The organism is Frigoribacterium sp. VKM Ac-1396, from assembly GCF_015350895.1.
GTDB lineage: Bacteria > Actinomycetota > Actinomycetes > Actinomycetales > Microbacteriaceae > Frigoribacterium.
In genome coordinates, this window is the sequence record NZ_JADKSD010000002.1 from 693,728 (window position 1) to 705,717 (window position 11,990).

Here is an 11,990-nt window from a genome sequence, read left to right on the forward strand (position 1 = left end):
CGACGGGGGCCGGCGGACGCGTCGATCGCGGGGTCGGTGACTCGAACACTGTCACCCATTCAGCACGGTCTCGGGGTACAAGTCAATCGGCTGCGAGGAGGACGTGCCGTGATCCGTCGTCGTCGTGAGTTGGCTCAGAGATCAGCCGGAGGGCAGGGACCCCACATGCGGCGCATTTATAGTGTCCCTCGGACCACCGACCACCCGACCCAGGTGGCGCGCGACCCTCCGGCGCCCCGGCGCCACCGGCCCACCACCTAGGAGTGACACGTCATGGAACCGGCCACGATCGGCATCTTGGTAGCGGCAGGCATCATCGTCCTGCTCGCGGTCATCTTCGGCATCTACCTCTGGGCCACCTACAACTCGTTGGTGACGCTCAAGGTGCGCGTCGACGAGGCCTGGAGTGACATCACGGTGCAACTCAAGCGCCGCGCCGACCTGATCCCCAACATCATCGAAGCCGTGAAGGGCTACGCCTCGCACGAGTCGTCGGTGTTCCAGAACGTGACCGCTGCCCGCGCCGAGACCATCGGCGCCGGCACGCCGGCCGAGGCCTCGGCCGCCGAGGGGCACATGCAGACCGCGTTGAAGAGCATCTTCGCCGTGGCCGAGGCGTACCCGCAGTTGCAGGCCAGCCAGAACTTCTTGCAGTTGCAGTCGGAGCTCGTCGACACCGAGGACAAGATCCAGGCCGCCCGCCGCTTCTACAACGGGGGAGTCCGGGAGTTCAACACCAAGAACCGGGTCTTCCCCAACTCGCTGTTCGCCAAGAGGCTCGGCTTCACCGAGCGCGACTTCTTCGAGGTCTCCGAGCCCTCGGCGATCGCCGAACCGCCCCGCGTCCAGTTCTGACCCGGACGTCGTAGCGTCCCGTCGAGACCATGTACTCAGCGATCTCACGCAACAAGCGCAACACCGTCTTCATCGTCCTGATCTTCCTCGTGATCGTCGGGGCCCTCGGTTTCGCGGCGAGTGCGATCTGGAACAACGCGTCGATCGGGTTCTTCGTCCTGGGCGGCGCGGCCGTGTACGCACTCGTCCAGTACTTCGCCGCCAGCGGTCAGGCCCTGTCGATGAGCAACGCCCAGCAGGTGGACGGCACGACGGCGCCGCGGCTGTACCGGACGGTCGAGAACCTCAGCATCACCATGGGCATGCCGATGCCCAAGGTGTACGTGGTGGTCGACCCGGCTCCGAACGCCTTCGCCACGGGGCGAGACCCCGATCACGCCGTCGTGGCGGCCACGACCGGACTGCTCGAGATCATGGACGACGCCGAGCTGCAGGGCGTGATGGCCCACGAACTCGGACACGTCAAGAACTACGACATCCGCGTCTCGACGATGGTCTTCGGCCTGGTCGTCGCCGTCGGGTTCCTCGCCGACGTCCTGCTGCGCATGTCGTTCTTCAGTGCCCTGACCGGCGGCAACCGCAACAACGCCAACGGTGGTGGCGGGGGCGGCGGCAACCCGGTCTTCCTGGTGCTGGGCCTCGTGGCCATGATCATCGCTCCCCTCGCGGCCGCGGCCGTCCAGGCAGCCGTCTCGCGTCAGCGTGAGTACCTCGCCGACGCCACCGGCGCCCTCACGACCCGCTACCCCGAGGGTCTCGCCCGGGCCCTCGAGAAGGTCGGGTCGTCCGGACGGCCGATGCGTCAGCAGAACACCTCGATGTCGCACCTCTGGATCAGCGACCCGATGAAGCCCGGCGTCATGGACCGCCTGTTCAGCACCCACCCGCCGCTCCAGGACCGCATCGCACGGTTGCGACAGAACGCCGGGACGTTCTAGCCGGCAGCGTCGACGTCGGCGACGGAGCCCGAGGAGGCCCCGGTGGCCTCGACGGGGCCGGCGACGGCTGGTCGGAGGGCGTCGGCGAGGTCGCCGCGGCCTTCGACCTCGATCGAGGTGAGCCCCTGCCAGTCGGCGGCACGACGCAGGGTGGCGGCCAACAGGTCGACGTCGACGGCGAGGTCGCGTTCACGCCAGGCGGACTGCACCCGGAGGACCCCCGCCTGACGATCGCTCTTCAGGTCGACCCGCCCGACGAGCTGATCGCCCTGCAGGACGGGCAGCACGTAGTACCCGTGGACGCGCTTCTCGCGTGGGGTGTAGATCTCGATCCGATAGTGGAATCCGAACAGCCGCTCGGCTCGTGGTCGATGCCACACGACCGGGTCGAACGGCGAGAGAACGGCGTCGGACTCGAGGGCCCGGGGCACGCGCGCGTCGCGGTGCAGCCACGCTGTCGAACCCCAACCGGGGACGACGACGGGTTCGACCACGCCTTCGTCGTGCAGTTCACGGAGGGCCGGCACCACGTCGGCGGACTTCAACCGGAAGTAGTCGGCGAGGTCGGCGGACGTGGCGACCCCGTGAGCCCGGGCCGCGTGGGCCACGAGGCGCCTGTGGGATTCGTGGCGGTCGACGTCCACGGCCAGCACGTCGGCGGGGAGCACCTGCTCGGGCAGGGCGTAGACCCGCTCGAACCGTCGCCGCCCCGCGCTGACCAGGGCACCCGTCCGGAACAGGGACTCGAGACCGCGTTTCACGTCACCCCAGCCCCACCACGGGCCGGTGCGGTCGGGCCGCGGGAACACCGCGGCGTCGGCCTCGACCAGACTGGCGGGGAGGGGGCCCTTGTCGCGGATCTCGTCGAGCAGCCAGCGCTCCATGCGGGGGCTCGTCGACAGCCACGACGAGGCGTCACCCCGCCACTTCGATTCGTAGTCGTGCATCCGGAAGCGGAACAGGGGCCAGGTCGAGACGGGCACGATGGCCGCCTCGTGGGCCCAGTACTCGACGTACCGGCCCCGGGGAGCGAAGGTCAGGCGGTCGAGGGTGGCCCGGTCGTACGAGCCCAGGCGGGCGAACGCCGGCAGGTAGTGGCTGCGTTCGAAGACGTTCACCGAGTCGATCTGCAGCAGGCCGAGTCGGTCGACGAGGGCGTTCAGCTGGCGGGTGCCCGGACGCGACACGGCGTCGACGGGACGGCCGAACCCCTGCGCCGCGAGGGCGACACGGCGGGCCTGGGCGGGGGAGAGCTGCTGACGGGGCACGCGGACGACTGTAGTGACGGCCACCGACGCGCGCCGCGCCTCCTGGTCGACGTCTCGCCCCCAGGTGTCGCATGCCCGTGAGGGCATGTGGACGGGTAGGTGAGGCGCCCTCCTGGGCCATAAACTGACGCGATGATCTGGCGGAACCGCCCCACGAGCGGCGTTGAGACGCGGGGCGACGTGGCGGGCACCCGCACGGCCGGCCCCGTCGCCGACCCGTCGGTGCCCCGGGGCATGGTCATCGCGGGGGCCTGGTCGTGGCGCATCCTGCTGCTCGTCGCCGTGGCCGGCGTGCTCGTCTGGCTGGTCACGCAGTTGCGGGTCATCGTCATCCCGTTCTTGGTCGCGTTGCTCGTCTCGGCCCTGCTCGTGCCGCTGTCGGCTTGGCTGCAGCGCCACCGGTGGCCGAAGGGGCTCGCGATCGTGACCGTCCTCGTCGGGTTCCTCGTCGTGGTGTCCGGCCTCGTCGTGCTCGTGGTGCTGCAGATCGTCGACGGCTGGCCGTCCCTGCGTGACCGGTCCGTCGCGTCGTACGGCGACTTCAAGGACTTCCTTCTCACGTCGCCGCTGCACCTCACCGAGGGGCAGATCAACGGCTACCTGTCCGACGCGGTGGCTGCGGTGCAGCAAGACAGCCAGCCGCTCGTGCGGGGTGCCCTGTCGGTGGGGTCCACCGCGGGCCACGTGGGGGCAGGGCTCGTGCTCGCCCTCTTCGCGACGATCTTCCTGCTGGTGGGTGGTGCCGAGATCTGGCGCTGGGTGGTCCGGCTCTTCCCCCGGGCGTCGCGTCCTGCCGTCGACGGCGCGGGTCGCGCCGGCTGGCTCACCCTGACGAACTTCGTCAAGGTGCAGATCTTCGTCGCGTTCGTCGACGCCGTCGGCATCGGGCTGGGGGCGTTCTTCCTCGGGCTGCCCCTCGTGGCCCCGATCGCGATCGCGGTGTTCCTGGGGTCGTTCGTGCCCGTCGTGGGTGCCGTGGCGACCGGGGCGATCGCCGTCGTCATCGCGCTCGTCTACAACGGCTGGGTCGTCGCCCTGCTCATGCTCGCCGTGGTCATCGTCGTGCAGCAGATCGAAGGGCACCTGCTGCAGCCGTTCGTCATGGGCAGCGCCGTGAAGGTGCACCCGCTGGCCGTCGTCTTCGCCGTCGCGGCCGGCACCCTGGTCGCCGGAATCCCCGGGGCCCTCTTCGCGGTGCCGTTCGTGGCCGTGCTGAACGTCATGATCACCTACGTCGCGAGGGGTACCTGGCGCGAGACGCCTCGCCCCGTCGAGAACGACGTCACCCGACCCGGAGGCCTCACCGATGTTTGACCGCACCCTGGCAGGTCCCACCCTGACCGAGATCGAGGAGGCGCGTGAACGCGTCTCGCAGGTCGTCCGCGTCACCCCGATGGAGACCTCGCAGTACCTCGCCGACGTGCTCGGCTCACCCGTGCACCTCAAGTGCGAGAACCTGCAACGGACCGGCTCGTACAAGATCCGCGGGGCCTACAACCGCCTGACGCAGCTGTCCGACGACGAGAAGGCCCGCGGCGTCGTGGCCGCCTCGGCCGGCAACCACGCCCAGGGCGTCGCCCTGGCCGCCCGCGAACTGGGCATCACGGCGACGATCTTCATGCCGGTGGGCGTCGCCCTGCCGAAGTTGCAGGCGACCCGGCAGTACGGTGCCGAGGTCGTGCTGCGCGGGCACGCGGTCGAGCAGTCCCTCCGTGCCGCGCAAGAGTTCGCCGACACCACCGGCGCCGTGTTCATCCCGCCGTTCGACCACGCCGATGTCGTCGCAGGCCAGGGCACGTTGGGCCTCGAGATCCTCGAGCAAGTCCCCGACGTCGACACCGTGATCGTTCCGGTCGGCGGGGGTGGGCTCGCGGCCGGTGTGGCCAGCGCCCTCAAGCAGAGCGCCGCGCTCACGGGTCGCGACGTCCGCATCATCGGCGTGCAGGCCGCCAACGCCGCCCCGTACGCCGTCTCGATGAAGCTCGGCGTCCGCACCGACATCGACGCGCAGCCCACGATCGCCGACGGCATCGCCGTCGCGAGGCCCGGGGTGCTCAACTTCGAGATCATCCGCGAGACCGTCGACGAGATCGTGACGGTCAGCGACGACGACACCGCCCGCGCGATGCTCGTGTTGCTCGAGCGCGCCAAACTCGTCGTCGAGGCAGCCGGAGCAGTGGGCATCGCCGCGATCCTCACCGAGCAGGTGCGCGACCTGGGCACCACCGTGGTGATCTTGAGCGGCGGCAACATCGACCCGCTGATGATGGAGCGCGTCATCGGCCGAGGCCTCGCGGCCGCCGCCCGGTACGTCAAGCTGCGCATCGGCATGCCCGACCGCCCGGGTCAACTGACGCGGGTCAGCGAGGTGCTCTCCGACGCCAACGCCAACGTGGTCGAGGTGCTGCACACCCGCCACGGCCGGGGGCTGCAGATCAGCGAGGTCGAACTCGAGCTCAGCATCGAGACCCGCGGGCCCGACCACGTCGACGAGGTGCTGCAGCGGCTACGCGACGCCGGGTACGAACCCAACGTCGACTTCTGAGCCGTCCCTGGGCGACCGCGACCGCGACGGCGACCGCTCCTCGTGACCCGGCCAGCGCCTCCTGACGCTGCGTGCGCCGCGTGACCCTGCCTGCGCCTCGTGACGTTGCTCGCGCCGCGTGACCCTGTTCGCACCTCCCCACCTGGCCCGCGCCTCCGGCTGATGGCCGCAGTGCGAGGAAAGGCGACGTCGGTCTGCGTCGGCAACTCAGGTGGACGACGCACTGCGGGCGTAGGGGGACCGGCGGTCGCGTCGTTCTCCTGAGTTGTCGGACGGGCCCGGCGCGAGGTGCCGGGGGACGACTCGTCACCTGGCGGGAGCTCGGGGGGCGTCGGTCTGCGTCGGCAACTCAGGTGGACGACGCACTGCGGGCGCAGGGGGTCCGGCGGTCGCGTCGTTCTCCTGAGTTGTCGGAGGGGCCCGGCGCGAGGTGCCGGGGGACGACTCGTCACCTGGCGGGAGCTCGGGGGACGTCGGTCGCGTCGGCAACTCAGGTGGACGGCGCACTGCGGGCGCAGGGGGTCCGGCGGTCGCGTCGTTCTCCTGAGTTGTCAGTCCAGGGCGGCGGGGCGGCCGGGCGGCCGCACGGCGGGACGCTAGGACGCCCGAACGGTCCGCGGGCCGCTGCCGGGCACTGTCCGGCCGCGGCCCGTCGCTGGGCACTCGCCCGGAGGACGACGAAGGCCCCCGCCCTTGTCGAGCGGGGGCCTTCGTCACGTGACCTACGGCTGGTAGGTCTCGACCTTCGTGACCGAGACCGAGATGTCTTTGCCGTTGGGTGCGGTGTAGCTGGTCGTCGTGCCGACCTTGACCCCGTTGATGGCCTGGCCGAGCGGGCTGGTCTCGCTGTAGACCGAGAGGTCGCTGCCAGCGGCGATGATCTCGCGGTTGCCGAGGAGGAACGTGCTCTCGTCGCCGGCGATGGTCGCCGTGACCACGGTGCCGGGCCCGACGATTCCGTCGGCCGCCGTCGAGTCGCCGACCGTCGCGTGCTTCAGCAGGTTGGTCAGCGTGCGGATGCGCGCCTCCATCTTGCCCTGCTCGTCTTTCGCGGCGTGGTAGCCGCCGTTCTCCTTGAGGTCGCCCTCTTCGCGGGCGGCCTCGATGCGCGATGCGATCTCTCGACGCCCCTCGCCACTGAGGGTGTCGAGCTCGGCCCGAAGACGGTCGCGGGCGTCGGTGGTGAGCCAGGTGGTCTCGTTGTCAGTGCTCATGGTGTCTCCGTTTCGTGCGGCGGTCGTACCCGGACGGGCACGTGGAGCCGAGGAGGCGCGGTGCCGGGAGCCGGGGCGAGGTCGCCCACCGAAAAAAGGAGACCGGCCGAGTGGCCGGTCTCGTCGTGCGATTCCGAGCAGTCTAGGGAAGCCAGCACCGGTAGATCAAGCCCGTGACGGCCCGCTCGGAGGTGGCGAGCGAGGTCGTGTAGGTCACCGACCGCCGTTCGGACGCGGGGAGGTGGACGATCTTCCAGCCGACGACGGCGAAGCCGCTGTTCTGGGCCTCGACGGCGCAGTCGACGGCCCGGCCGGTGTCGGCGGTCACGGTGTACTGCACCTCGACGGCCCGGTCGGAGGTCACCTGGTAGCCGACGTCCGCCGACTCGAGCTGTGACGAGGTGCCGTCGAACGCGGCGAAGACGACCCATGCGGCGAACACCACCACGAAGGCCACGGCGACGGAGAGGCTCACGACCAGACGGCGCCGCCGCCCACGCGGGGAGCGCCCGTACCGGGCGTCGAGGCGCGCAGAGGGTGGGGTGACACGGGGCGTGGACGTCACGCGGATCTCCGTCCGATTAAGCTGTCCTCAGGGTAGCAACGTCTGCCCGGCACACATTGCGAGGAAGAATTGACCCTGCGCCTGCTGGCGGTCCACGCCCACCCCGACGACGAGTCCAGCAAGGGCTCGGCGACCTACGCCTACTACCGCAGCCTCGGCGTCGACGTCCTCGTCGTCAGCTGCACGGGTGGCGAGCAGGGGTCGATCCTGAACGAGCAGCTCGCGGCCCGCAGCCACGCCGAACGCGACATCGCCGGGCTTCGCGTGCACGAGATGGCGGCGGCGAAGGTGGCCATGGGCATCGACCACCTCTGGCTCGGCTACGCCGACTCGGGGCTGCCCGCCGAGGGCGAGTCGGTCGCGGTCAACTCGTTCGCGACCATCCCGCTCGAGATCAGCGCCGAGCCGCTCGTCGCGATCATCCGACGGTTCAAGCCGCAGGTGCTGGTGACCTACGACGAGAACGGCGGGTACCCGCACCCCGACCACATCCGCACCCACGAGATCTCGATGGCCGCCTACCGCGACGCCTCCGACCCAGCGCGCTACCCGGCCACGGGTGACGCCTGGCAGATCGAGAAGGTCTACTACGACCGCATGTTCAGCGCCGGCCGCATCGGCGCCATGATCACGCACCTGCGCGAGAGCGACCCTGAGTCTCCGCTGATCGAGTCGCTGACCGAGATGCTGGCCCGGTTCAGCGACCGGCCCGACCTGGCGACGACCCGGGTGCCGGTGTCCGACTTCTTCCCCGTGCGCGACGCCGCCCTGCGGGCCCACGCCAGCCAGGTGCCGCTCGACAGCGCGTTCTTCTTCTGGCCGCACGAGCTGCAGGTGGCCGCCTGGCCCACCGAGGACTTCCAGCTGGTCGAGTCGACCGTCGGGTCCGAGCTGCCGGAGGACGACCTCTTCGCCGGGGTCACCGACCCCGACACCGGTCTCACGGGCGTGCAGCGATGAGCGCCCTGACCGACTCGGTGCTGACGGTCACGACCCGTCTGCTGGCCCAGCCGCAGACGCCCGACCCGACCCTGCCGCCGTCGACCATCCCCGACGAGGCCGTCACGCCCGGCGTGTGGGGCTTCGTGGCCATCGCCTTCGTGGCGATCGCGACCGTGCTGATCGTGGTCGACATGACCCGCCGGGTCCGCCGCACCCGCTACCGCGGCGAGGTGCGTGAACGCATCCAGGCCGAGCGTGACGAGGCGGCCCTCGCCGCCGCGGCTCTCGACGACGAAGAACTGCCCGGCGACGCCGACCGTCGGGCTGGCGACGGCGACGGCTACGGCGACAACGGTCACCCCCACGACGACGACGACGCCGACCGCAGGAGGCGCGACCGCGACTCGTGACCGGGGTGACCGGCGCCGGGGTGGCGACCCGTGCCTCCTCGGCTCGGACGACCGCGGTCTAGAAGGTCGGCGGGTCGAGGGTGACGAGCAGGATGCCCGTCCAGTGGCAGAGATACGCCAGCACGGTCATGGTGTGGAACAGCTCGTGGAACCCGAAGTGCCCAGGCACGGGGTTCGGCTTCTTGATGCCGTAGAACACAGCACCGGCGATGTAGAGCGCACCACCGACGAGCACGAGCACCATCATCGCGACGTTCGCCTTGAGCAGGTCGACGACGAAGCCCAGCGCTCCGACCCCGAGCAGCACGTACAGCGGCACGTACAGCCACCGCGGCGCGTTGAGGAAGAACACGCGGAACAGGATGCCCAGCACGGCACCCGTCCAGACCAGCACGAGCAGGGTGAAGCCCTTCGAGGGCGGCAGGGCGATGACGGCGATCGGCGTGTAGGTGCCGGCGATCAACAGGAAGATGTTGGCGTGGTCGAGCCTCTTGAGGAAGCGCTTGGCGTTCGGGCTCCACGGGAACCGGTGGTACGTCGCCGAGATGCCGAACAGCAGCAGCGACGTCGTCATGAACACGGCGCAGGCCCAGGTCGCCGCGACGCCCTGGGCGAGGACGACGAGCACCACGCCCGTGGCGATCGCCACCGGGAACGTGGCCGCGTGGATCCAGCCGCGCCACGTCGGCTTGCGCTCGATCGAGGAGTAGGCAAGGGCGTCGTCGAGCAACGGCAGGTTCGGGATCTCGGGTTCGTCGGCCCCGAGGGTCGAGCGATCACCGTCGGTGGGGCTGCTCATGGGGCCGAGCCTAGGGGAGCGGCCGAGAGGGCTGGCTGAGAATCGACGGCTCGGTGGAAGGCCGACCGTGGGCTACCGTAGCCCTGTGAAAAAGCGTCGTCCCTCCCCCCTCGCCAGGGGAGTCCTGTACGGCCTCTACCAGAACCGCATTCGCCGCAGCCTCGACGGTCAAGAGCTGCCGCACCACGTCGCCATGATCGTCGACGGCAACCGCCGGTGGGCCAAGCAGCGCATGCTCGAGACGGCGGCGCACGGGCACCGGGCCGGTGCCGCGAAGATCAGCGAGTTCCTCACCTGGTGCGACGACCTCGGCATCAAGGTCGTGACCCTCTACCTGCTCTCGGCCGACAACCTGGGCAACCGGCAGTCCGACGAGCTGACCGAACTGTTCGGCATCATCGGCAACGTCGCCGACGAGCTCTCGCACCAGCGGGACTGGCGCGTTCAGCACGTCGGCGCGACAGACGACCTGCCCCCGGCCCTGTGCTCGGCGCTGCGCGAGGCGCAGGCCCGGACGGCCGACAAGGGCGGGCTGCACGTCAACCTCGCGGTCGGCTACGGCGGTCGCCGCGAGATCGCCGACGCCATGCGCAGCATCGTCCGGGCGCACGACGCCGCCGGGGGCACCCTCGACGCACTGGCCGAGGTGCTCACCCCCGAACTCATCGCCGACCACCTCTACACCGGCGGCCAGCCCGACCCCGACCTCGTCATCCGTACGTCGGGCGAGCAGCGGCTGAGCGACTTCATGCTGTGGCAGAGCGCCCACAGCGAGTTCTATTTCGTCGAGGCGTTCTACCCCGACCTGCGCGAGGTCGACTTCCTCCGGGCGGTGCGCGACTTCGCGCTGCGACACCGCCGCTACGGCAGCTGACGCCGGCTCGGAGCCGGTCGCGGTCGTGGTGACCGCGCCGGTGTCGGCCACTCAGGAGTCCGACCGCACCCGCGCCTCCTGACGGCGCCAGGCGTGCCGTCCTCCGCAGTCGCCGGCCGCCGCGGACGAGGAGGCGCGGGTCGGCAGCCCGCGGACGGCACTACGGTGGGTGCAGTCACCGCCGCCTAGGAGAACACCGTGAAGACCATCGACGACCTCGCCTCGGGGTACTCCGACGAACCCGGATACTTCGACTTCGCGAAGTGGGGCCCGATCTCGACCGCCGTCGCCGACGAGCAGCGGTCGCTGGTCGAGGTCCAGGCCAGGGCGCGGTTCGGCTCCGAGATCGCCCTGACCGAGCAGTCGGGGAGGGTCGGCCGGGCCATCTCGTCGCTCGTGGGGTTCGCTCCCGACCACGTCGTCTTCCAGCCCAACACCAGCGAAGGGCTCACGCACACGCTCTTCGGCCTCACCGGACAGGTGCTGATGTCACCGCGCGACTACCCGAGCATGCCGGTCGCCGCGACCCGCTCGGCCGAGGCCCTGCGCGTGCTCGAGCCCGTGTGGATGGACCTCGACCACGACGTCGTCACGCCGGCCGTCGTGCAGCGACACCTGACCGACTCGGTCACGGCCGTGGCCGTCAGCCTGGTCGACTACCGGACGGGCTACCTCGTCGACCTCGACGGCATCCGCCAGGTCATCGGCGACCGGCTGCTGATCGTGGACGCGATCCAGGGCTTCGGCGTGGTCGACGCGCCCTACGCCGTGGCCGACGTCGTCGCCTCGGGCGGCCAGAAGTGGGTCCGCGCCGGGTGGGGCACGGGGTTCCTGGCGCTGAGCGACCGGGCCCTGTCCGCGCTGACGCCCGTCTTCAGCGGCGTCGCGGGCAGCGACCTCGTCCTCGGTGGGTCGTACCACGGTCGCCAGCCGACCCGGCCCGGCGCGGCCGCCTTCCAGGTCACCAACCCCGACCCCATCGCTCAGGCCCGGTTCGCCACGGCGCTCGAGGACATCGCCGAGGTGGGGGTCGCCGCCGTCTCCCGAGCCGTGGCCGAGCGGGCGACGCGCGTCATCGACCTCGCCGACGAGTTCGCGGTGCCGGTCGTCTCGCCCCGCGACGTGTCGGAACGCGCAGGCATCGTCGTCCTCGAACCCGCGCTCGACCAGATGACGACGCTGACGGCCGCCCTGATCAACCACGGGGTCACCGCGACCGTGCGCGACACCACCGTGCGGCTGAGCGTCCACGTCTCGACGGGGGACGAGTCGTTCGAGATGCTGCGAGGGGCGTTCACCTCGTTCGGGACGACCGTCTTCTACTGAGGGGTGGCCAGGGCGGCCTAGGTGCTGCGGTGCTGCGGTGCCGCGGTGCCCTGCCGCGTCGACCTTCGACAAGCACCTGAGGGTCGTTCACCTGATCGTCACACGACACGGTCGCGTCGGTGATGCGGATGTCGGAGGGGCGTCGTAGGTTCGTCACATCGGGCAAGGCGCCCGATCGAGCCGGCCACGAAAGTTCGCCTCGCAACTGCTCCGCGGCCGTCTCTGCCGAAGGTACCCGGGTGCCCAGTCGCCCG

At 70.5% G+C, this 11,990-nt stretch carries 12 protein-coding genes; 8 read left to right on the top strand and 4 right to left on the bottom strand.

The window, feature by feature from the left end; genetic code table 11:
- The first annotated feature begins 273 nt into the window (after positions 1–273).
- Together ITJ55_RS10320 and ITJ55_RS10325 are read left to right on the top strand one after the other, a co-directional pair.
- Positions 274–855 carry a LemA family protein gene (locus ITJ55_RS10320; RefSeq protein WP_194595273.1) on the top strand — a complete coding sequence of 194 codons (582 nt, stop codon included), beginning with the start codon at positions 274–276 and terminating at the stop codon, positions 853–855.
- Between the two features lie 29 nt (positions 856–884).
- Positions 885–1,793, top strand: coding sequence for a M48 family metalloprotease (locus ITJ55_RS10325; protein ID WP_194595274.1), 909 nt, complete (start codon positions 885–887; stop codon positions 1,791–1,793).
- On the opposite strand, the gene ITJ55_RS10330 is transcribed toward ITJ55_RS10325, so the two are convergent.
- Positions 1,790–3,061: a winged helix-turn-helix domain-containing protein gene (locus ITJ55_RS10330; protein WP_370544114.1), complete on the bottom strand. Its 1,272-nt coding sequence runs from the start codon at positions 3,059–3,061 to the stop codon at positions 1,790–1,792. The two genes, ITJ55_RS10325 and ITJ55_RS10330, sit on opposite strands and share 4 nt — an antisense overlap.
- Before the next feature lie 132 nt (positions 3,062–3,193).
- Between ITJ55_RS10330 and ITJ55_RS10335 the strand changes: the two genes are divergently transcribed.
- Complete coding sequence (locus ITJ55_RS10335; RefSeq protein ID WP_194595276.1) at positions 3,194–4,375, top strand: AI-2E family transporter; 1,182 nt, start codon at positions 3,194–3,196, stop codon at positions 4,373–4,375.
- A complete protein-coding gene (gene ilvA / locus ITJ55_RS10340) occupies positions 4,368–5,606 on the top strand; it encodes a threonine ammonia-lyase (RefSeq protein ID WP_194595277.1) in 1,239 nt (412 codons plus the stop codon). Before ITJ55_RS10335 ends, ilvA begins: the two co-directional genes overlap by 8 nt.
- 722 nt (positions 5,607–6,328) lie before the next feature.
- Here the strand turns inward: ilvA and greA are convergent.
- Both greA and ITJ55_RS10350 read right to left on the bottom strand, forming a co-directional pair.
- Positions 6,329–6,820: a transcription elongation factor GreA gene (gene greA, locus ITJ55_RS10345; protein WP_194595278.1), complete on the bottom strand. Its 492-nt coding sequence runs from the start codon at positions 6,818–6,820 to the stop codon at positions 6,329–6,331.
- A 142-nt stretch (positions 6,821–6,962) separates the two neighbouring features.
- Positions 6,963–7,385, bottom strand: a complete 423-nt coding sequence (locus tag ITJ55_RS10350) for a DUF4307 domain-containing protein (RefSeq protein ID WP_370544115.1) — start codon at positions 7,383–7,385, stop codon at positions 6,963–6,965.
- A 69-nt stretch (positions 7,386–7,454) separates the two neighbouring features.
- Here ITJ55_RS10350 and mca point away from each other — a divergent pair, with 69 nt between their 5' ends.
- Positions 7,455–8,345 (top strand): mycothiol conjugate amidase Mca, encoded by an 891-nt coding sequence (mca, locus tag ITJ55_RS10355; RefSeq protein WP_194595280.1) that lies wholly within the window; start codon positions 7,455–7,457, stop codon positions 8,343–8,345.
- Positions 8,342–8,737: a hypothetical protein gene (locus tag ITJ55_RS10360; protein WP_194595281.1), complete on the top strand. Its 396-nt coding sequence runs from the start codon at positions 8,342–8,344 to the stop codon at positions 8,735–8,737. The genes mca and ITJ55_RS10360 overlap by 4 nt, the downstream gene beginning before the upstream one ends.
- Before the next feature lie 58 nt (positions 8,738–8,795).
- On the opposite strand, the gene ITJ55_RS10365 is transcribed toward ITJ55_RS10360, so the two are convergent.
- Positions 8,796–9,536, bottom strand: coding sequence for a hemolysin III family protein (locus tag ITJ55_RS10365; RefSeq protein ID WP_194595282.1), 741 nt, complete (start codon positions 9,534–9,536; stop codon positions 8,796–8,798).
- Positions 9,537–9,621: 85 nt separating this feature from the next.
- Between ITJ55_RS10365 and ITJ55_RS10370 the strand changes: the two genes are divergently transcribed.
- Both ITJ55_RS10370 and ITJ55_RS10375 read left to right on the top strand, forming a co-directional pair.
- Entirely contained in the window at positions 9,622–10,410 is a 789-nt protein-coding gene (locus ITJ55_RS10370; protein WP_370544116.1) for an isoprenyl transferase, read from the top strand.
- Between the two features lie 198 nt (positions 10,411–10,608).
- The gene (locus ITJ55_RS10375; protein ID WP_194595284.1) at positions 10,609–11,736 is read left to right on the top strand and encodes an aminotransferase class V-fold PLP-dependent enzyme; all 1,128 of its coding nucleotides are present in this window, start codon (positions 10,609–10,611) and stop codon (positions 11,734–11,736) included.
- Positions 11,737–11,990: the final 254 nt, after the last annotated feature.